20 protein-coding genes and 1 tRNA gene are annotated in these 18303 nt (G+C 67.2%); 13 read left to right on the forward strand and 8 right to left on the reverse strand.

The window, feature by feature from the left end; all coding sequences use genetic code 11:
• Window positions 1–26: 26 nt before the first annotated feature.
• From BLU67_RS03610 to BLU67_RS03620, 3 genes are read left to right on the forward strand one after another with little or no spacing between them, the layout of a single operon-like run.
• Entirely contained in the window at window positions 27–689 is a 663-nt protein-coding gene (locus BLU67_RS03610) for a metal-dependent transcriptional regulator (RefSeq protein WP_092562295.1), read from the forward strand.
• On the forward strand, window positions 690–2699 hold the full coding sequence (locus BLU67_RS03615; RefSeq protein ID WP_092562298.1) for a (Fe-S)-binding protein: 2010 nt from the start codon (window positions 690–692) through the stop codon (window positions 2697–2699).
• Window positions 2696–4042, forward strand: coding sequence for an MFS transporter (locus tag BLU67_RS03620; RefSeq protein ID WP_092562301.1), 1347 nt, complete (start codon window positions 2696–2698; stop codon window positions 4040–4042). The genes BLU67_RS03615 and BLU67_RS03620 overlap by 4 nt, the downstream gene beginning before the upstream one ends.
• Here BLU67_RS03620 and BLU67_RS03625 read toward each other — a convergent pair.
• Together BLU67_RS03625 and dcd are read right to left on the reverse strand one after the other, a co-directional pair.
• Entirely contained in the window at window positions 3978–4844 is an 867-nt protein-coding gene (locus tag BLU67_RS03625) for a hypothetical protein (RefSeq protein WP_092562304.1), read from the reverse strand. The genes BLU67_RS03620 and BLU67_RS03625 overlap by 65 nt on opposite strands.
• A gap of 3 nt (window positions 4845–4847) precedes the next feature.
• Complete coding sequence (gene dcd / locus BLU67_RS03630) at window positions 4848–5429, reverse strand: dCTP deaminase (protein ID WP_092562307.1); 582 nt, start codon at window positions 5427–5429, stop codon at window positions 4848–4850.
• A 49-nt stretch (window positions 5430–5478) separates the two neighbouring features.
• Between dcd and BLU67_RS12035 the strand changes: the two genes are divergently transcribed.
• From BLU67_RS12035 to BLU67_RS03650, 3 genes are all read left to right on the forward strand, one after another.
• The gene (locus BLU67_RS12035) at window positions 5479–6120 is read left to right on the forward strand and encodes an AMIN-like domain-containing (lipo)protein (RefSeq protein ID WP_143027326.1); all 642 of its coding nucleotides are present in this window, start codon (window positions 5479–5481) and stop codon (window positions 6118–6120) included.
• A 34-nt stretch (window positions 6121–6154) separates the two neighbouring features.
• Window positions 6155–6228: transfer RNA gene (locus BLU67_RS03645), tRNA-Gly, on the forward strand.
• A gap of 140 nt (window positions 6229–6368) precedes the next feature.
• Window positions 6369–7364 (forward strand): hypothetical protein, encoded by a 996-nt coding sequence (locus BLU67_RS03650; protein ID WP_092562312.1) that lies wholly within the window; start codon window positions 6369–6371, stop codon window positions 7362–7364.
• Here BLU67_RS03650 and BLU67_RS03655 read toward each other — a convergent pair.
• Both BLU67_RS03655 and BLU67_RS03660 read right to left on the reverse strand, forming a co-directional pair.
• Window positions 7361–7624: a hypothetical protein gene (locus BLU67_RS03655; RefSeq protein WP_092562315.1), complete on the reverse strand. Its 264-nt coding sequence runs from the start codon at window positions 7622–7624 to the stop codon at window positions 7361–7363. The genes BLU67_RS03650 and BLU67_RS03655 overlap by 4 nt on opposite strands.
• Window positions 7625–7685: 61 nt before the next feature.
• Complete coding sequence (locus BLU67_RS03660; protein ID WP_143027327.1) at window positions 7686–8111, reverse strand: hypothetical protein; 426 nt, start codon at window positions 8109–8111, stop codon at window positions 7686–7688.
• Between the two features lie 43 nt (window positions 8112–8154).
• Between BLU67_RS03660 and BLU67_RS12500 the strand changes: the two genes are divergently transcribed.
• The 6 genes from BLU67_RS12500 (at window position 8155) to BLU67_RS03685 (ending at window position 11938) form a co-directional block, all read left to right on the forward strand.
• Window positions 8155–8283 (forward strand): OsmC family protein, encoded by a 129-nt coding sequence (locus tag BLU67_RS12500; RefSeq protein WP_261977016.1) that lies wholly within the window; start codon window positions 8155–8157, stop codon window positions 8281–8283.
• 19 nt (window positions 8284–8302) lie between these two features.
• Window positions 8303–8560, forward strand: coding sequence for an OsmC family protein (locus tag BLU67_RS12390; RefSeq protein ID WP_222842362.1), 258 nt, complete (start codon window positions 8303–8305; stop codon window positions 8558–8560).
• A 48-nt stretch (window positions 8561–8608) separates the two neighbouring features.
• A complete protein-coding gene (gene tdh, locus BLU67_RS03670) occupies window positions 8609–9661 on the forward strand; it encodes an L-threonine 3-dehydrogenase (protein WP_092562321.1) in 1053 nt (350 codons plus the stop codon).
• An 11-nt stretch (window positions 9662–9672) separates the two neighbouring features.
• Window positions 9673–10851 carry a glycine C-acetyltransferase gene (locus BLU67_RS03675; protein WP_092562324.1) on the forward strand — a complete coding sequence of 393 codons (1179 nt, stop codon included), beginning with the start codon at window positions 9673–9675 and terminating at the stop codon, window positions 10849–10851.
• A gap of 81 nt (window positions 10852–10932) precedes the next feature.
• Complete coding sequence (locus BLU67_RS03680; RefSeq protein WP_092562327.1) at window positions 10933–11526, forward strand: NmrA family NAD(P)-binding protein; 594 nt, start codon at window positions 10933–10935, stop codon at window positions 11524–11526.
• Window positions 11527–11578: 52 nt separating this feature from the next.
• Complete coding sequence (locus BLU67_RS03685; protein WP_092562330.1) at window positions 11579–11938, forward strand: MBL fold metallo-hydrolase; 360 nt, start codon at window positions 11579–11581, stop codon at window positions 11936–11938.
• Here the strand turns inward: BLU67_RS03685 and BLU67_RS03690 are convergent.
• The 4 genes from BLU67_RS03690 to BLU67_RS03705 all read right to left on the reverse strand — a co-directional run bounded on the left by BLU67_RS03690 (window position 11935) and on the right by BLU67_RS03705 (window position 17345).
• The gene (locus BLU67_RS03690) at window positions 11935–13116 is read right to left on the reverse strand and encodes a thermonuclease family protein (RefSeq protein WP_092562333.1); all 1182 of its coding nucleotides are present in this window, start codon (window positions 13114–13116) and stop codon (window positions 11935–11937) included. The genes BLU67_RS03685 and BLU67_RS03690 overlap by 4 nt on opposite strands.
• Before the next feature lie 139 nt (window positions 13117–13255).
• Window positions 13256–14467 carry an HNH endonuclease signature motif containing protein gene (locus BLU67_RS03695; RefSeq protein ID WP_092562336.1) on the reverse strand — a complete coding sequence of 404 codons (1212 nt, stop codon included), beginning with the start codon at window positions 14465–14467 and terminating at the stop codon, window positions 13256–13258.
• A 131-nt stretch (window positions 14468–14598) separates the two neighbouring features.
• The gene (locus BLU67_RS03700) at window positions 14599–16164 is read right to left on the reverse strand and encodes a catalase (protein WP_315971775.1); all 1566 of its coding nucleotides are present in this window, start codon (window positions 16162–16164) and stop codon (window positions 14599–14601) included.
• Between the two features lie 80 nt (window positions 16165–16244).
• Window positions 16245–17345 (reverse strand): thermonuclease family protein, encoded by a 1101-nt coding sequence (locus tag BLU67_RS03705; protein WP_092562339.1) that lies wholly within the window; start codon window positions 17343–17345, stop codon window positions 16245–16247.
• A 247-nt stretch (window positions 17346–17592) separates the two neighbouring features.
• Here BLU67_RS03705 and BLU67_RS03710 point away from each other — a divergent pair, with 247 nt between their 5' ends.
• Entirely contained in the window at window positions 17593–18303 is a 711-nt protein-coding gene (locus BLU67_RS03710; RefSeq protein WP_092562342.1) for a YqeB family protein, read from the forward strand.

The raw sequence follows: 18303 nt of genomic DNA on the forward strand, positions 1-18303 counted from the left end.
TGGCTCGAGCCGGATAGGATCGAGCCATGCTCTCTTCCACGACCGAGGACTACCTCAAGGTGATTTGGGCGCTGAGCGAATGGAGCGAGGACCCCGTCACCATCGGCTCGCTCGCCCGCTCGCTCGGGCTGGCCCCCTCCTCGGTGTCCGAGACGATCAAGCGCCTTGCCTCCCAGGGCCTGGTCGATCACGAGCCCTACCGCGGCATTCGCCTGTCCGAGCGCGGCGAGGCCGCCGCGGTGACGATGATCCGGCGCCACCGCGTGCTGGAGACCTACCTCGTGCGCGTCTTTGGTTACACCTGGGATGAGGTCCACGATGAGGCGGAGGCCCTCGAGCACGGCGCCTCCGATCGGCTCATCGACGTCATGGCGAGCGCCCTTGGCAACCCGGCCGTCGACCCGCACGGTGATCCGATCCCGCGCGCCGACGGCTCGCTGCCCGAATGTCCCGAGCACGTCATTAGCCTCGCGGAGCTCGCCCCCGGCCGCGAGGCCGAAATCGTGCGCGTGTCCGACGCAGCGCCCGAGCTGCTGCGTTGGTGCGAAAAATCGGGTCTGACGCTCGGCGCGCAGGTGCGCGTCACCGACGTCATCGCCGCCGCCCAGCTGCTCGAGGTGGCCGTCGCCACCGCGCCCGAGCCGCTCACCCTCTCGCTCGCCGCCGCCGGCTCGATCTGGGTGCGGTAAATGCTGCTCATCGCCCTGCTTGCCACCCTCATCGGCGTCGCCGTCTTCACCTCGGGCGTCATCCGCATCGTGGCGCGGCTGCGCAAGGGGAAGGACGCCGATCGCCTCCGCCCCGTCGGCGCGCGCGCCTGGCTGACGCTCAAGGAGATCCTTGGCCACGGCCGTTTCACCCACAAGCCCGTCGTGAAAATCGCGCACTGGCTCGTCATGATCTCGTTCCCCGCGCTGTTCCTGACGCTGCTCGCGGGCTTCTTCCAGCTCACCAACCCCGCCTTCGCGCTGCCGCTGATCGGCCAGTTCCCGCCGTATGAATGGGCTGTCGAGCTCATCGCCTGGGCGTGCCTGATCGCGATTATCGCCCTCGTCGCCATCCGGCTGAAGAACCTGCCGCGCGACCGCTCCTCGCGCTTCTTCGGCTCCAGCCAGTGGCAGGCGTTCTTCGTCGAGGGCGTCATCGGCGCCGTCGCGGTGTGCATCATCGCGCTGCGTGCCCTGGAGTACGCCTACCTGTCGGCCGCGCATCTGCCCGGCGCGAGCCTCGCCCATTTCCCGACGACGGCCTGGCTCGCCCCCACGGGCCATAGCCTCGAGGCGCTCGCCCGCGCCATCGCCATCGTCGCGCTCACCAAGATCCTCGTGTCCAACGCCTGGTTCATCGTCGTCGGCCTACAACCGACGATGGGCATTGCCTGGCACCGTTTCCTCGCGATCGTCAACGTCTATGCGCGCCGCAACCTCGACGGCTCCCCCGCGCTCGGGCCCATCCATCCGCTTATCGTCGACGGCGTCGAACTCACGGCGGAAACGATGGAGGAGCTCGACGAGGACGCGACGCTCGGGGTGGGCAGCCCGGGCGATTTCACCTGGAAGGGGCTGCTAGATTTTTCGACGTGCACCGAGTGTGGGCGCTGCCAGGACGTGTGCCCGGCGTGGAATACCGGCAAGCCGCTCACGCCCAAGGGCCTGATTATGGACCTGCGCGATCAGACGACGGACGTCTTCGAGGCGGCGCTACAGATCGATCCGGACGTGCTGTGGAGTTGCACGACGTGCGGCGCCTGCGTGGAGATGTGCCCCGTCGACATTGAACACATCGATCACGTCACCGATCTGCGGCGCTACCAGGTGCTCATGTCATCGGCGTTTCCGCAGGAATTCTCGCGGATGTTTCGTTCGCTGGAGACGAAGGGCAACCCGTACAACCAGAGCGCGCGCAAGCGCCTGGAGTGGGCTAAGGGGCTCGATGTCCTCGTCGCGGGCGTGGATATCGACTCGCTCGACGAGGTCGACTACCTCATGTGGGTCGGCTGCGCGGGGGCCTATGACGCGCGGGCGCGGCAGACGACGCGGGCCGTCGCGGAGCTGCTGCAGACCGCGGGCGTGCGCTTTGCGGTGCTGGGCGATGGCGAATCGTGCACGGGCGATCCGGCGCGACGTGCCGGCAACGAGGTGCTCTACCAGATGCTCGCGGCGCAAAACGTCGAGGTGCTGAACGAACTCGGGGCGACGAAGATCGTCACGAGTTGCGCGCACTGCCTGAACACCCTGGGGCGCGAATATCCGCAGCTGGGCGGCACCTACGAGGTCGTCCACCACACGCAGCTGCTGAACCGCCTCGTGCGCGAGGGCGCGCTGAAGCTCGCGCCACCGGAGGCCGGCACCATCACCTACCACGATCCGTGCTACCTCGGGCGCCACAACGACATCTACCGCCCACCGCGCGAGCTCGTCGGCGACGTCGCCACCAGCGTCGTGGAGATGCCACGCCACGGCGATCGCGCCATGTGCTGCGGGGCGGGCGGCGCGCGCGTGTGGACGGAGGAAAGCATTGGCGAGCGCATCAACCAGGTGCGCGCAAAGGAAGCGGCCGACACGGGCGCCGATATCGTGGCGACGGCGTGCCCATTTTGCACGCAGATGCTCTCCGACGGCGCCGCGGCCAACGGCGATGAGATCCAGGTGCGCGACGTCGCGACCCTCATGCTCGACGCCGTGCGCCGCGCCACATGACCTGGCAGCGCCGCCCGGAGGTTACGGCGGCTCGTCGTCGCTCGGTCACAACGCTTGCCGCCTCCCAGGTCCTGTCCTCGCTGGCCATCGGCGTTGGCCCATCGGTGGGCGTGCTGCTCGCGGCCGAGGTCACGCATTCGGAGGCGTGGGCCGGTATTGCGCGCGCGTCCATGACGATCGGCGCGGCGCTCGTTGCCATGCCGCTCGCAGCCCTTGCCGCCAGTCGCGGCCGGCGCGCGGCGCTGGGACTCGCCTTTAGCGTCGCGACGTTGGGGGCGGGCCTCGTCGCCCTATCTGCGCAGTTCACCTCTGCGCCGCTGTTCGTCGCGGGGATGCTCGCGATGGGCTTCGGCACGGCCGCGGGCCTGCAGGCCCGATTCGCGGGCGCCGACCTGGCCGAGCCGGATCGCCGCGCCCGCACCCTCTCGCTCGTCGTGTGGGCCGGCACGGTGGGAGCCGTCCTCGGCCCCTCGCTCGCCGAGCCCGGGGCGGCGTTCGGCGGCGTCTTCGGCTGGCATCCGTTCGCGGGAGCCTTCGCGATCGCCGCGCTGCTAGCCGCCCTGACGACCGTGCTCATCGTCGTCTTCCTGCGCCCCGATCCGCTCTTGCTCGCCCAGCGCTTCGAAGCCGCCGCTGCCGCCGCCCCTACGACCCAAGCCACGCCGGCTCAGGCTGCCTCCGCCACCCAAGCTGCTGCCCCCACCCGAGCCACAGCCACTCACGCCCAGCGCCGCTGGGCCTTCGCCCCCGCTTGGCGCGCAATCGCGCATGTCCCCGCCGCGCGCGACGCCCTCATCGCGCAGGTCCTTGCCCACCTCGTCATGGTCTCGATCATGACCATGACGCCCGTCCACCTGCACCACGGCGACCACGGCCTCGGCGTCATCGGCGTCATCATCTCGCTGCACGTCGCGGGCATGTGGGCCTTCGCGCCGCTGTTTGGCTGGGGCTCGGACCGCCTGGGCGCGCGTCGCATGATCCTCATCGGCGCGGCCATCCAGCTGCTCTCGTGCGTGATCGCCTTCATTTGGGCGGGCGCCATGCTCGGCGTCGCAATCGCGCTCTTCCTCCTGGGCTTCGGCTGGTCAGCCATCACCGTGCCCGCGGCCGCCATGCTCACCCACGCGGTCGCACCCGCGCAGCGCCCCTACGTCCAGGGCTTCGGCGACTTCTCGATGAACGCCGTCGCAGCCTTCGGCGCAGCGATTTCCGGGCCCGTCATGGCCTACACGAATTTTTCCGCGCTCGCCGCCATCGGCGCCCTCGCGATCCTGCCGGTTATTGGATATCGACGAGGAACCCGTCATCATCCGCGACGACGCCGGGCGCGAGCGCCACAATAGCGCGGCAGGCCGCTTCGATGACGCGCGCCGCCGCGGACCGCTCGCGCCGCTGCGCGAGACTCAACTGCCGCAGATCCTCGTTCTCGGCAATGAAGCGCACGGCGTAGGCGACGGCACCGCCCGCCGCCCAGTCAAATGCCGCGATCGAGGGCGGCAAAAACTCCTCGGCCTGCACCTCGATGCTAATCTGCCCCCCGGCGATCGGCGCATAGATGCTGTACGCATCGAGCACGACGTCCTCGGCCAGCTCATAGCTGTCGGCATCCTGCAGCGAGCTGTGCGCACCCGCAAGAATCGGCGCGAGTCGCGCATCCAGCGTGTCCGGATCGAGCCAGATCGGCGAATACACGCTCAAGTCTGGCCGCTCGTCGGGATCGGGCACGACGATCGACCCGCCCGCGAGAACGAGCGCTCCCCCAAGCCGCCTCGCCGCTGCCCGGAAGAAATCTAGCGCCCGCGCCTCCTCGCCCTGGGGCAGCCCCTCGGGGTAGGCGTCCCAGACGGGATCGATGCCCGCGAGCTCGCTGGGCAGCGCCGCTCCCCGATCGGGCGGCACGTGGGCGACGAAAGCGGAATGCGCCCAGGCCGGAATATCGAGTTCGCGCCGGATCTCACTCGCCAAGCCGTAGGCGCCCGAGATGCTGTAGTCGGCCGCGAGCGCGAACGTGTACTCGTCTTGCGGATAGACGTCCGGGAAGTAGGACGCCGCGAGCGCATGGATGTCCGCGTAGCTCAGGCCCTCGGGCACTACCAGGATGTGGTGGGCGCGCGCCGCGGCGAGCGCGAGCTGCAGATCCGCCACAGCCTAATCCCCGACGCGGATGCGCGAAAACCCGAGGTGGGAGCGGCTCGCGGTCGGTCCGCGTTGCCCCTGGTAGCGTGACCCGCTAGCGCCGGCGCCGTAGGGCCGCTCCGCGGGCGAGGTGAGCCGGAAGAAGCAGAACTGCCCGATCTTCATCCCCGGGTAGAGCCGAATCGGCATCGTCGCCGTATTCGACAGCTCGAGCGTCACGTGCCCCGAAAACCCGGGATCGATGAACCCGGCCGTGGAATGCGTCAGCAACCCCAGCCGCCCCAGCGAGGACTTACCCTCCAGCCGCGCCGCGATATCGTCGGGCAGCGTCAGGTACTCGTGCGTACTGCCGAGCACGAACTCCCCGGGATGCAGGACGAACGGCTCGTCACCCCCGACGTCAACGAAGCGCGTCAGGCCCTCCTGCTCCTCGGCCGGGTCGATGACCGAGTATTTGTGATTGTCAAAAAGCCGGAAGTACCGGTCGAGCCGCACATCAATCGACGCCGGCTGAATCATGTCGCGGTCCAACGGGTCGAGTTTGATGCGCGCAGTATCGATTTCACGGCGGATGTCACGATCGGAGAGAAGCACGTTTCGATTCTGCCATCTCGACGCGAAAAGGTCCGCTATCGTCGCCCCCATGAAACGCTGGACCATCATCGCCGCAGCAGCCCTCCTCGCGGGATGCAATGCCACCGAAACCACCCCAGCTACCGAAACCACCCCAGCCGAGACCTCCCCCGCCACCGAAACCACCCCAGCCGAGACGTCCCCCGCTACCGAAACTACGCCCCCAGCAGAGACTTCCCCAACCGACGAGACCGCACCAGCCAACGATCCGTTCCAGGCCGCACCGCTTAAGGGCAACGACTTCCCCGCACTGAACACCTCCCGCCTCATCACCGACATCCGCGCCGGCGAGCACGACGACTTCGCCCGCCTCGTCATCGAACTCTCCGAGGACGCGAGCGGCAAGGAGGACGCGTCGGTCGGCTACTCCCTCGACTACGTCACCGAGGCGATCTCCGACGGCAAGGGCGAGCCCATCAAGGTCACGGGCGAGAAGATCCTCGACATTCGCCTCTCCGGCATTCTCATGCCCGAAGAAGCAAAGACGCGGCCCTTCGGCGAGGTTCCCGGCACCGAAACCTTCACCCAGATCGAATCCGTCGGCCCGTTCGAGGGCATGAGCCAGATCGTCATCGGCCTCACCCACGAGGGCCCCGTGCGGGTCACGGAACTGACAGACCCCTACCGCCTCGTCATCGACGTCGAGAAGTAATTTCCGCCAGCACCCGCTATACTTGACGACGCACGCGGGTGTAGTTCAATGGTAGAACTCCAGCTTCCCAAGCTGGTAGCGCGGGTTCGATTCCCGTCACCCGCTCCATGTCCCGCGTCATCGATGGCGTGGGACATTACTTTTTGGGCGTGGCTGAACCCTCCAAATCTCGCGGCCCGTTGTCCCACCCGCACGCCCTCGAATGGCGCTAATGTGAGAGCTAAGCGTTGATTTACTGAGGGGCAACTATGAAACGCGGCGTCCGCACCGGGGTCGTCATCACGACCGCTGTCATCGTCTCACTTATCGGCGCACTGGTCGCCGGCTACTTCATCCGCGACCACCTGGCGAAAACGACGTACGGCCCGCAAGGCCGGGTCGAAAGCTATCTCGCGGCGCTCGTCGAGGGCCGCGCCACGGACGCGATCGCGCTGCTCGATCCGGACGTCACCAGCGCCGAACGTGTCCTCCTCACCGACGAGGTCTACCGCTCCGCCGACATCCGGCCCACCGGCTACGAGATCCTCGACGTGCGCATCGGGGAGAAAACCGCGACCGTCGACGCCTCCCTGACGATGGACGCCAAGCGCTATCCCGTCGCCTTCGAACTGCGCAAGAGCGGCACGGTCAATATCTTCTTCGACGACTGGACGCTCACGAGCGGGCCGCGCCAGTCAGTCCAGGTCAGCGGCGCCGCCACCGCGTCGCGCGTCAACGGCGCCCAGGTCAATCTCACGAGCGTCGCTGTCTCCGACGTGCTCGCCGTCCTGCCCGGCAGCTATATCTTCGATGCGCCCAAGGGCACGGACTACCTCAGCTTCGGCTCGCCGCAAACCGTCGTCGTCGTGCCCGGCGCGGCGCCCGCAGAGGTGGCGTTTTACCAGTCCTGGACGCCGGCCGCCAGCACCGACGCCATCGCCCAGGTCAACGAGCGCATCGCCACGTGCATGACGTCCAACAAGTTCCACCCCGCGGGCTGCGAGAACGTCCTAGCGATGACCGACCCGGGCTATGCCGTCACCGCGATCGAGCGGCGCTGGCTGCGGGAGCCCGCCATCTCCTTCGACGACGGCGTCGTGCTCATCGACGGCGGCGAGATGAAGATCGACTACAAGTGGCGCTGGAGCGAGGACGATACCTGGGAGCCGGATCACCGCTCCTATTCGCACGTCTTCGAGATGATCGAGGTTCCCGTCACGATCGGCGACGACGGCACGCTCGCGCTGGACTTTTCCGCCTTCTAGTCCGCATACGGCAGCACCGCGAGCGGCGAGCCGATAGGCACGGTCTCCTGCTCGAAGACCTCCAGCTGATCGGGCAGCACGAGCAGGCAGATGTGCACGGCAAGCAGCGCGCCGTCGGCATCGACGGCCTCCACGACCGGGAACTGGCCGTCGTCGCACATGACGATCACGATCTGCCCGTCGATGTTGGCAAGCCCGTCGGCCGCGAGGAGCGGATCGATGTAATCCTCGGCCAGCTCGGTTTCGACGTCGGTAAACATGACGATGCCGTCGTCGACGGACAGCGCGCGGAAGCCGCCGGGCCCCAGGCCATAGGCGAGCTCATAGTGGTCGACGGTGCCGTCGGCGACGTGGATAGGCGACGTGCTCCTCGGCCAGGGTGGCGCGCACCTCGTAATCGCCCGGCGGCACGTCGAAGCCGATGGGTGTGCCACCGCCCCAGGCGCCGACGGTGCCGGACCACGTGTGCAGCGTGCCGAGCGAGGTGGCGCCGGTCAGCTGCGGGAAGGCGCCCGGGCCGAAGATGACGGGGCTCGCGCCGCCCTCGAGCCGCGGCGAGACGGCCCGCACCCCCGCTGGCGGCCGTCCCAGGCGGTACGTGCTGTGGGCGGGCCGGCCGCGCCTGAGCCGCAGCACCGCCACAATGGCTATCGCGACCAGCCCTATGATCGTGAGCGTTTCCATGACTGCCTCCAAGAATCCGAGAAACCTCATCCCGCGAGCATCGAAGCCCGCGGGCCGCGGCACCTACCACTCCTAGGCCAGAAGAACCTGATGCGAAAGGGACATCATGTTTACTGCTTCTACCTCCATCACCCGCGACGCCGGCATGAAAGTCGAATGCGAAGCCCGCGGCAAGACGATCATCCTGGACGAGCCGCCCTCGCTCGGCGGCACCGACTTCGGCATGCGCTGCTGAGCGCCCTCGGCGCGTGCAAGTGCATCGTCGCGAAAGCCTTCGCCCCCAGCACGGCATCAACCTCACCTCAATCCGCATCGAGCTCGATCCCGACGGGTTCCTTGGCAAGAATCCCGACGCGAAGATCGGCTTTTCGACGATCACCGAGCGGTTCTACATTGAGGCCGATAACACCGAAGAGGAGCTCGAGGCGTCCCTCGACTTCATGGAGACGCACTGCCCGGTGATGGACACGCTCGTCAACGCGCCAACCTTTGTGCGGGAGTTACATCGCTAAGATAGTGACCGGCGAGCCGACACGCGGCCCGCGCACGTTAGGAGCATCATGCGCGCACTGGTCAAAGCGGAGGCAGCCCCCGGGCTCGTCCTCAAGGACATCCCGGAGCCGAATCCGGGCCCGGGCGAAGTCAAGATTCGAGTGCTACGCGCAGGGCTGTGCGGCACCGATCTGCACATTTATAACTGGGACGACTGGGCCGCCTCGATGCTCAAGCCGCCGCTGACGATCGGCCACGAGTTCTACGGCGAGATCGTCGAGATCGGTCCGGACGTCGCCGAGGGCGATGATGGTTTGAAGGTCGGCATGGGCGTGTCCGTGGAGGGGCACGTCGTGTGTGGGCGGTGCCGCAACTGCCGCGCGGGGCGTCGTCACATGTGCATCCGCACCAACTCGATCGGCGTCAACCGCGACGGCGCGTTCGCCGATTACGTCGTCGTTCCGGCAACCAACGTGTGGGTGCAGCCGCCCGCGATCGATCCGGAGCTTGGCGCGATCTTCGACCCGCTCGGCAACGCGTTCCACACGGCGCTGCAAACGCCCATGATCGGCGAGGATATCCTCATCACTGGCGCGGGCCCGATCGGCTGCATGGCCGCCGCGATCGCCAAGCATGCCGGGGCGCGTAACGTCGTCGTCACCGACGTCGCCGAATTCCGCCTGGACCTCGCCCGCAAGGCCGGCGCCACCGTCGCCGTCAACGTCGCCGAACGCAGCGTGCGCGACGTCCAAAACGAGCTCGGCATGCGCGAGGGCTTCGACGTCGCGATGGAGATGAGCGGCGTGCCCTCGGCGATGGCCGACATCCTCGATAACTGCACGCACGGCGCCCGGATCGCGATGCTCGGCCTGCCGAAGGACCCCTTCCCTATCGACTGGGGCAAGGTCATCACGCACATGTTCACGATCAAGGGCGTCTACGGGCGCGACATGTTCGACACCTGGTACCACATGACGTTTTGCATGGAGTCCTCCGAGTCCTTCCGCGAGGCGATCCGCGGCGTCATCACGCACCGCTTCGCCGCCGAGGACTTCGAGGAGGCCTTCGCCGCCGCGGCCACCGGCACGTGCGGCAAGGTCATTATGGACTGGTCGAAATAGCTAGGAGAATCATGACTTTTCTTTCCGACGTCGAGGCTGAGCTCGCCGAGATCGAGGCCGCGGGGCTGACCAAGCGCGAGCGGCAGCTCACGAGCGCGCAGTCCGCTCACATCGCGACGACGAGCGGCGATGCGCTGAACTTCTGTGCGAACAACTACCTGGGGCTCGCCGACGAGGAATCGATCGTCGCCGCCGCCAAGGACGCGCTCGAGCAGTGGGGCTTTGGCATGGCCTCGGTGCGTTTCATCTGTGGCACCCAGACGCAGCATCGCGAGCTGGAGGAATCGATCGCCGAGTTCGTCGGCACCGAGGACGCCATCTTGTTCTCCTCCTGCTTCGACGCCAACGGCGGCCTGTTCGAGGTGTTCTTCGGGCCCGAGGACGCGATCGTCTCCGATGCGCTGAACCACGCCTCCCTCATCGACGGCATCCGGCTGACCAAGGCCAAGCGCCTGCGCTACGCGAACGCCGACATGAGCGAGCTGCGCGCCCGCCTGCAGGAGGCCAAGGACGCCGGCGCCCGCCGCATCGGCATCGTCACCGACGGCGTCTTCTCGATGGACGGCTATTACGCGCCGCTCGATGAGATCTGCGACCTGGCCGACGAGTTCGGCGCGCTCGTCATCGTCGACGACTCCCACGCCACGGGCTTCGTGGGCGAGCACGGGCGCGGCACGCACGAGCTGCTCGGCGTCATGGATCGCGTCGACATCATCACCGGCACGCTCGGTAAGGCGCTCGGCGGCGCCTCGGGTGGCTTCGTCGCGGGCCCACGCCCCGTCGTCGAGCTGCTGCGCCAGCGCGCCCGGCCCTACCTGTTTTCCAATGCCGTGGCGCCAAGCGTCGTCGCCGGATCACTGCGGGCCCTGCAGCTCGCGCGTGCGGCCGACGACGCGCGCGCCCAGCTGGAGCGCAACACCGAGCTCTTCCGCTCCCTCATGACGGAGGCCGGCTTCGAGATTCTGCCCGGATCGCACCCGATCACGGCCGTCATGTTCTCAGGGGAGGACGGCGCCCGGCGTGCCACCGAGATCGCCGACGCCATGCTCGAGCGCGGCGTGTACGTCATCGCCTTTTCCTTCCCCGTCGTGCCGAGGGGCCAGGCGCGCATCCGCGTCCAGCTCTCCGCGGGCCACAGCGAGGCCGACGTGCGCGCCTGCGTGCAGGCGTTCATCGAGGCTCGCGGATGATCCTGGTGACGGGCGCGCACGGCAACGTCGGCGCGGTCGTCGCCACATCCTTGCGCGCCGCCGGCCCTTAGCAGCCACGAGGTGCTGCCCGCGCTAAAGTTCGGGCGCGAGGCGGGGCTCAAGCACGTCGTCTTCCTCTCGCTGCAGGGCGCGGAAAAGAACCGCGTCGTGCCGCATGCCGCGATCGAGTCCTACCTGAAATCCTCCGGCATGAGTTACACGTTCGTGCGCGCATCCTTTTTCAATCAGAACCTCTCGACGACGCACCTCGCCGATATCCGCGATCGCGACGAGATCATGGTGCCCGCGGGCGGCGGCGCGATGGCCTTCGTCGACGCACAGGACGTCGGCGAGGTGGCCGCGGCCGCCCTGCTCGAACAGTACCGAAACCGCGCGTGGACCGTGACCGGGCCCGAGGCGCTGACCTATGGCGAGGTCGCCGCGATCCTTTCCGCCGCGCTCGGCCGGCCGATCCGTTATCGCCGCCCGGGCCTGCTGCGCTACTGCTGGCATGCTCGGCGCAGCATGCCGCTGCCGATGGTGGCGGTGACGGCGGCGATCTACACGACGGCGCGCCTGGGGCTAGCGGCCGGCCTCACCGACGACGTCAGGCGCGTCCTTGGGCGCGATCCGATCTCGTTTGCCGAATTCGCGCGTCGGGAGTCGTGGACATGATCATCGCTCCGGGCGTCGCCGTCGCCACGAGCCGGCTCTACCGCACCACCTCGTGCACCTGGAGCTCATCACCCACGACGCCCACGCGCCCGGCCATACGGCGATCTGGTTGCCGGAGCCGCGCATCCTCATCGCGGGCGACATGCTGAGCGACGACGAGCTGCCGCTGCCCTTCGCGCCCGACGACGTCGACGCGTACCTGGCGGGGCTGGACGCGCTCGAGCCGTACGTCGAGCAGGCGGCGCTCATCGTGCCGGGCCATGGCAGCGTCGGCTCGGATGCGCGCGAGCGCCTCGCGGCTGACCGGCGCTATTTCGCGGCCGTGCTCGCTAGTAAGGAGCCGGACGATCCGCGCCTAGCGGATCCCGAGCAGCGGGTAGCGCTCGCCCGCCTGCAGCGCATCGTGTCCTAGCCGCGCTTGGAGCACACGCACCACGTCTTGCCGCCGGGCTTGTAGCACCGCGGGCCGTTGTAGCCCGGGGGCGCCACGCCGTGCGGGTAGCAGCCGCCCGTCACCTTCGGCGGCGTCTTTTTGGGAGCAGGCTTCGGCGCCGGAGCCTTCTTCGGCGCGGGCGCTTTCTTCGGCGCCGGCTTCGGAGCCTTTTTCGCTTCGGCCTTTCGCTTCTCCTCGGCCCGACGGTTGTCCTCCGCCCGCTTCGCTTCTTCGGCCCGCTTCGCTTCTTCGGCCCGCTTCGCTTCTTCGGCCCGCTTCGCTTCTTCGGCCTTGCGCGCTTCTTCGGCCTTTCGCTCTGCCTCAGCGCGCTCCGCTGCCTCCCGAGCCTGCTCTGCCCGCATCGCTTCTTCCTTGGCGGCGTCGAGGGCCTGATCGAAGCGCTGCGCGTCGCGCTGCGCCGGCTCCAAGACCTCACTGCGCGCCTTGCGCACCAGGCTCGCGTGGTAACTGCGCGCCCACTCGTTAGCGAACAACGCATTGCGGTGCGACGTCGCGCCATCGAGCGCCTCATAGGCCGCGAGGATGGCCGCGAGCGCCGCCGCGTTGTGGCCGCTCGTCGTCACATCCTGTTCCAGCTCGCCGCTGAGCTGCGATGCGATCGGCTGCTGGGACATCACCGCCGTCGCGAGGGCTGCGATGGTGCAGTCGCGCGCCGGGTCGAACACACCGCGCTGCTGCGCCTGAGCTTCGTCGGCGGCCGCCTTGACGTCGGCATAGAACTTACGATTTTGGCCGAAAACGACGGGAATGCCGAAGCCCTCGCGCGCGATTTCGGCGTTGATGAGCTGGTCCCCGACGAACACTCCCGCGAGCCGGCGCCCGAACCGATCATCGCGCTCGACGTCGTATTCGAGTCGCAGCGCCGTGCCAGCCGGGAGCTTCTTGCGCAAGAACTCGGTTGCCTCCGGACCCATACACTGCACCTCCTTGTCGGGGTGCTTGGTCTCCGGACTGTCGACGTTCAGCAGCCGCACGGTATACGTGCTGAAGCCTTCCTTCACGACGATCGTGTCGCCGTCGACGACGTGTTTGACGGCGGGCTGGGCGTTCGCCGCTTGGACGGCGATGAGGCCACCACTGGTGGCGACCCCGATGGCGACGAGGCCGGCAAGGATTTTGGTGCGGGCGAGGGCCATGTATCACTCCTGGTGTTGTCACCGTCATTTTGGCACCGTTTTTTCAGCGGTTTCGCCAATCGAGATGAGGCGGGGAGCGTAAAAAAGGCCCGGCAGTAATGCCGGGCAGGCGAGACGCCCCGCCATAGGGGGCGGGGTGTTACGCCGATGCTTTCGGTGGTGGGATCTTGGGCCGGAAGCGTTCGTGGAACCGGGGGCGTCGCTGCGGGTCGATCCGGGAGGGCGGAATGGCGGCGGGAATGCCGTCGATGAGCTTGATGCACCACCCGGTGTCGTCGTCGAATGTGTTTTCAAACTCGGGGTGGTGCCGCGTGCACAGCAGGCACATGTTCTCGGCCGTCGTCGGTCCCCCATCGGACCATTTCACGATGTGGTGGCCGTCGCACAGCTCCGCCCGGACGTGACACCACGGGACGACGCAGCCGCCGTCGCGCGCTGTGAGGCGATGCCGCAGGCTCGGGCCCATAAGCCGCGCCGTCGGGTCCTCGGCGATTGCGGAGTTCGTCGGCGCGGGGCTGGCCGATGCGGTGTTCGAGTCCATGGGCGCGGAGTTGGCTGGCGCGGGGCTGGGCGGCGCGGCCCTGGCCGGCGCGGCGCTGGCGAGGGAGACGAGGGCGTCGAGAGTGCGGGTCGCCTCCCCCGCTACCGGTTGGCGGCGAGCACGTGCCTTGCGCAGCAACCGGTTGGATTCGCGGTCGAGCCAGCGCATGACAGCTGCGGCGTGGCGGCCGGGCAGGTGCCCCCTAATGTCGTATCCGTTGACGTTGTCGCCGATGAAGACGAGGAAGCGCTTGGCTTCGGACGCCTTGCGGATGGCGTCATCCTGCTCGGCGCGGGTGCGCGCGCCCTGCAGATCGATCTCGTCCTTGAAGGCGCGGCAGCGGCGTTTGAATGCCGCGGGCATAGAGAACTCCGCGTCGTTGAGGAGTACGCGCGTGGCCTCGGCGGTAGCGTCGTCGGTGAGGAAGGGCCGCAGTTCCTCGAGCGTTTGACAGATTGTTGCCGCGTTGGGCTCGGAGATGCGGCCGGTGGCCTGCGCGGTGAGGACCTCGGGATGGTTGGCGTGCCGGCGCGACTTCTTCACGATCGAATCCGCGAGCTTCGTGGGCAGCTTGCGCACCTCGGAGATGATGGCCGACGTCGTACGGCCGCGTTGACCGCGCCGCGAGCGATCGACCTGCGCGATGAGGCGAGTAACGGTCACGGACAGGTGCGCGGTGACGGCCTCGAGGGTTTTGAGGGCTTCGACCGCTTCGTCGCGGTTTTTGGCGATGACCCCGTGCTGGGAGGCGCGGGCATGCAGGGAGCGGAGAACGTCGAGCTCGGCTTCGGTGAGTGCGCCGTGTGACATGTGTGCCTCCTTCCTGCTGGGTGGTCCCAGTCAACCCCGGTCTGGGGCGGCGCGCTAGGGGGTAGGCAAACCTGTGGATAACACAAAACCGTGGCCAGCCGGAATCTCCGACTGGCCACGGTTAGTGGGGATTAATCGTCGCTAGCGTGCGTCTTTTCGCCCGCGACCTCGCCCTGATCGGCGTGGGCCTGGGCATCATCCGGGGCGCCACCGGGCAGCGGATCGGCGTTGCCGCCGGACTCGTGGAACTCGCGGATGCGTCGACCGATGTCGCCATCGATCTGCGTCCAGTACCAGTAGACGCGCTCGCGGACTTCGTCGGTGAGGTCACCGATGATGCCGCCGACGGTCTCGACGAGGCGAGCACGCTGCTCGTCGTCCATGACCTCGCGAACGAGGATGCCGGGCTGGGTGAAGTCGTCGTCATCCTCGCGCAGCGTGTAGGCCTGGCGAACGAATTCGCCGTCGGCCTCCCACCCGTTGTCAACGACGCCTTCGAAGTCCGCGTAGCTGTGGCCCTTGGAGTTCGGGACGTAGGTGGCGCGGTCATCGCTCTGGTCGAAGTTCATGTTGCCGTCGAAGGCGTAGACGTTGACCTCGGTCTTCGGCCGGTTGACGGGTAGCTGGTGGAAGTTCGTGCCGATGCGGGCGCGGTGGGCGTCCGGGTAGGCGAAGACGCGGCCAAGCAGCATCTTGTCGGGCGAGAATCCGATGCCGGGAACGAGGTTAGACGGCGAGAAGGCCGCCTGCTCGATCTGGGCGAAGTGGTTCCTCGGGTTCTCGTTCAGTTCGAACTCGCCGACCTCGATCAGCGGGTAGTCCGCGTGCGGCCAGGTCTTCGTGAGGTCGAAGGGGTTGATGCGGTAGGTCTTGGCCTCCTCATAGGGCATGACCTGGACCGAGAGCTTCCAGCGGGGGAAGTCGCCGCGCTCAATGGCTTCGAACAGATCGCGACGGTGGAAGTCGGCGTCTTCACCGGCGATGCGGGTGGCTTCGGCGGATTCGACATTCTCGACGCCCTGCTGGGTGTGGAAGTGGTACTTGACCCAGAAGCGCTCTCCGGCCTCATTGACCCACATGTAGGTGTGGGAGGAGTAGCCGTTCATGTTGCGCCACGTCTTGGGCAGGCCGCGGTCGCCCATGAGGTAGGTGACCTGATGCGCCGATTCGGGGTTGAGCGTCCAGAAATCCCACTGCATGTCCTGATCGCGCAGGCCGGAGGCCGGCAGGCGCCTTTGGGAACGAATGAAATGCGGGAACTTCATGGGGTCGCGAACGAAGAAGATCGGCGTGTTGTTGCCGACCATGTCGTAGTTGCCCTCGTCGGTGTAGAACTTCAGAGCAAAGCCGCGCACGTCTCGCCAGGTGTCGGGCGAACCGAGCTCGCCGGCGACCGTCGAGAAGCGGGCAAGCATCTTGCACGAGGCGCCCGGCTGAAACAGGCTCGCCTTCGTGTATTGCGAAACATCGCTCGTCGTCCGCCAGGTACCGAACGCGCCGGAACCCTTGGCGTGGGGCTTGCGTTCTGGAGTGTTTTCGCGGTTGAAGTGGGCGAGCGTGTCAACGAGATGGAAATCGTGCAGCAGGATCGGGCCATCGGGCGAAACCGTCAGGGAGTTACGGTCCGAGTCTGCGGGGGCTCCATTGAAGTGTGTGGAACCGTCGGGCCGGATGGAGGCATCGGGCATATCAGACATAGCGTGTCCTTCCGTCATGGCAGCAACATCACCGCCGTTACGTCTACCGTAACCGCCTTGTCAGGAATCTGCTTGAGATGTCACCCTCGGTCTCGGTGGCCGGGCGGAATGCCCCGTCCGTGGCCCTTTCCGGGCTTCACGACCTCATCCGGGTCCTCCGGCGCCGGGACGAAGGGCTTCACGACCTCGTCGCTGCCGTCCTCTGGCTCGGGAGCCAGCTCTGGCGATGGGGTCGGCGTCGGGGTTGGCTTAGGCGGCGCGGTTGGCTTAGGTGGCGGGGTCGGCTTCGGAGCAGGCTCGGTTTCACTCGGCTCCGGGCTCGGTTTGGGAGCGAGGGTCGGTTTGGGTGTCACCGGGCGCGGTTTTTCGATGGGCGGTTGCTTCGCCGGGGGATCCGTGACGAGATCCGGTTCAACCTCGACATCCGGAACGGTAGCTGCCGCTTCCGCCAGCCGCTTCTTGGCGGGCGCGACATAGGAGTTCCAGTATTCGCGTTTGAGTTCGTCGACGTAGCGCTCCGACCACGTCGAGCGCAGCACCATGTTTCGATTGCCCTTGGCTGCGCCGATGTTCTCCCAGGTATGAATGAGGCTCCGCACGTCGGCTGTCATCGCGAGCACATCATCGCGCTGGTAGGCGCCCGGCGGCTGCTCGGTGAGACGGGCCGGGAGTTTGGCGCTTCGAACCTCGGCCGCCAGTGTGCACGTCACGCTCGGGTCAAATAGTCCGAGCTTGGCGGCCCGCGCATGGATGGCGCCCGATTCGATCGCGGAATAGAACCGGTCGGGCGAATCCAGCGCGATCGGCACGGCAAACCCGGCCCGAGCAAGCTCGGCGTTAATGAGGACCCCGTTGCGGTAGACGCCGGCAATGCTGCGGCCGTGGCTATCGCGGGCGGCGGCGTCGATCATAATGGGAGTTCCCGCGGGCAGGAGTTCGCGCAGGAAGCTCACCGCTTCCTTGCCAAGGCACTGGGGAACCGTCGACTCCGAGCCAGAATCCGGGGTGTCGAGGTTCGCGAGTCGAACCTCGTATTCGCGAAAACCCTGCGCGACGACGATGGTATCCGCGTCGATGACTTCAGCGACGACGGGCTGAGCCGTCAGCTGAAAAATCCCGGCCCCAATGGCCAGGACACCGGCGGCGACGAATGCCGCGCAACGGAAACCAACGGACTCCATGAACCTCGAACTTATCTAGCGCAGTAACACCCCCGCGCTCTTATCATAAACGCGCGCGGAAGCGAAACCCAGAACCGTGACAGTTTCGAGACCTGAATAGGGGCTTCCCCTGACTTCCGACTGATGCTGCTTGCGCTCGTCTACGACCGAAGAAGGACTGCTGTTACCCGCACTTTCATGCGCCCGTCCGATCCGGTTTGGGTGCGTTCTTGCCACGATAAAGATGTCAGGAACATCAGGAGGGGAAATGTCTCGCACCGTTCGCTCATCACTCTTACATCGCGTCGCGACGACGCTGATTGGCCCGGTCATCGGCGCGCTGCTCGGTCTCGTCACCGGCCTGCTCTTCGAGCTGGCTGTGTCCACGCCGTGGCTGTCGTTCAATGGCCTGTTCGGTTTCGGTGAGTACGTCGGGGAGCCCATCATGCTCGCCATCGCGACGCTCGCCGGGGCGCTCGGTGGCACGGTCTTCTCCGTCACGATGCTCTCCGAGGCGCTGCGCATGACGATTTCGCCCAAGGAGATCGAGATCGCGTGGGATGACGCCCGCGTGCAGGTACCGGCCGAGCTCGTGCGCTCCATCGTCGTCGACCGTGACTTCGTCGTCCTGGGCGATCACGATATCGAGCTGGCGCGCGTGCGCAACGACGTCGATTCCGCCCACCTCGTCGATGCGCTGCTGGACTGCGGCTACACCTCGATCATCAACGGCGACCCCTTCGACTATGAGTTCCGCAGCGAGGAGGACTGCACGCTGTGCAACGACGTGAAGAAGCTGCTCTCGGCGCGGGCGCACGCGATCCGCGCGGGCGCGCACGGCGATGCGGAGCTGCTGCGCCGCCGTCTAGCCAGCCGCGGGGTCATGGTGCGCGATCTGCACCGTCGCGGACTGCGTCCCGTCGGACAGCAGTGGCGGGCCGTTGATGCCGACTTTCGGGAGCTCGCCGTCGTTGCGTAA

Origin of the sequence: Bowdeniella nasicola (assembly GCF_900107735.1) — a bacterium.
Taxonomy (GTDB): domain Bacteria; phylum Actinomycetota; class Actinomycetes; order Actinomycetales; family Actinomycetaceae; genus Bowdeniella; species Bowdeniella massiliensis.

What these genes read in the sequence shown, in the direction of transcription:
- BLU67_RS03610 (WP_092562295.1), top strand. Translation starts at nt 27, where the DNA reads ATGCTCTCTTCCACGACCGAGGACTACCTCAAGGTGATTTGGGCGCTG.
- BLU67_RS03695 (WP_092562336.1), bottom strand. Translation starts at nt 14,467, where the DNA reads ATGTCACACGGCGCACTCACCGAAGCCGAGCTCGACGTTCTCCGCTCC.
- BLU67_RS03690 (WP_092562333.1), bottom strand. Translation starts at nt 13,116, where the DNA reads ATGGCCCTCGCCCGCACCAAAATCCTTGCCGGCCTCGTCGCCATCGGG.
- BLU67_RS03675 (WP_092562324.1), top strand. Translation starts at nt 9,673, where the DNA reads ATGACTTTTCTTTCCGACGTCGAGGCTGAGCTCGCCGAGATCGAGGCC.
- tdh (WP_092562321.1), top strand. Translation starts at nt 8,609, where the DNA reads ATGCGCGCACTGGTCAAAGCGGAGGCAGCCCCCGGGCTCGTCCTCAAG.
- BLU67_RS03615 (WP_092562298.1), top strand. Translation starts at nt 690, where the DNA reads ATGCTGCTCATCGCCCTGCTTGCCACCCTCATCGGCGTCGCCGTCTTC.
- BLU67_RS03700 (WP_315971775.1), bottom strand. Translation starts at nt 16,164, where the DNA reads ATGTCTGATATGCCCGATGCCTCCATCCGGCCCGACGGTTCCACACAC.
- BLU67_RS12035 (WP_143027326.1), top strand. Translation starts at nt 5,479, where the DNA reads ATGAAACGCTGGACCATCATCGCCGCAGCAGCCCTCCTCGCGGGATGC.
- BLU67_RS03655 (WP_092562315.1), bottom strand. Translation starts at nt 7,624, where the DNA reads ATGTTTACCGACGTCGAAACCGAGCTGGCCGAGGATTACATCGATCCG.
- BLU67_RS03710 (WP_092562342.1), top strand. Translation starts at nt 17,593, where the DNA reads ATGTCTCGCACCGTTCGCTCATCACTCTTACATCGCGTCGCGACGACG.
- BLU67_RS03705 (WP_092562339.1), bottom strand. Translation starts at nt 17,345, where the DNA reads ATGGAGTCCGTTGGTTTCCGTTGCGCGGCATTCGTCGCCGCCGGTGTC.
- BLU67_RS03650 (WP_092562312.1), top strand. Translation starts at nt 6,369, where the DNA reads ATGAAACGCGGCGTCCGCACCGGGGTCGTCATCACGACCGCTGTCATC.
- BLU67_RS12500 (WP_261977016.1), top strand. Translation starts at nt 8,155, where the DNA reads ATGTTTACTGCTTCTACCTCCATCACCCGCGACGCCGGCATGAAAGTC.
- BLU67_RS03620 (WP_092562301.1), top strand. Translation starts at nt 2,696, where the DNA reads ATGACCTGGCAGCGCCGCCCGGAGGTTACGGCGGCTCGTCGTCGCTCG.